The sequence below is a fragment of the Pseudomonas sp. BAV 4579 genome (assembly GCF_009765395.1).
GTDB lineage: Bacteria > Pseudomonadota > Gammaproteobacteria > Pseudomonadales > Pseudomonadaceae > Chryseomonas > Chryseomonas aestiva.
In genome coordinates, this window is record NZ_WHOV01000292.1 from 1 (window position 1) to 487 (window position 487).

Annotated in this window: 1 protein-coding gene; it reads left to right on the forward strand. The window is 64.3% G+C overall.

Going from position 1 to position 487, the window contains the following annotated elements:
- On the forward strand, positions 1-263 hold a 263-nt coding region (locus GSQ95_RS26805), incomplete at its 5' end, for a helix-turn-helix domain-containing protein (RefSeq protein ID WP_256664738.1).
- Positions 264-487 lie beyond the last annotated feature (224 nt).

Sequence of the window (487 nt, forward strand, 5' to 3'; positions counted from 1 at the left end):
GCGGAGCGCTGGGGATGTCAGCCTACGAGCGGATCACGATGAGCCTACGCGAAGTCGATCGCCTCAAGGTCATCCAGGCGGTGATCGAGGGTTTCCTTACGCCTACACGCGCCGCCCAGCGCCTGCAGCTGAGTACCCGGCAGGTTCACCGCCTGGTGCAGCGTTACCGGGACGCCGGCGTTTCGGGCCTGACCTCATGTAAGCGCGGCCAGTCCAGCAATCATCAGCTGCGGCCAGGCTTGAGCAGCGCGCCGCCGCTCTGATCCGGCAGCACTACCAGGATTTCGGTCCCACGCTTGCGGCCGAAAAGCTCGTTGAATGTCACGGCCTACGCCTGGCCAAGGAAACGGTCCGGCGCATCATGATGGATGCTGGCTTATGGACGCCGCGTCGGCAGCGACCGCCCAAGGTGTACCAGCCACGCAATCGCCGAGCCTGCCTGGGCGAGCTGATCCAGATTGATGGCAGCGATCATCGCTGGTTCGAA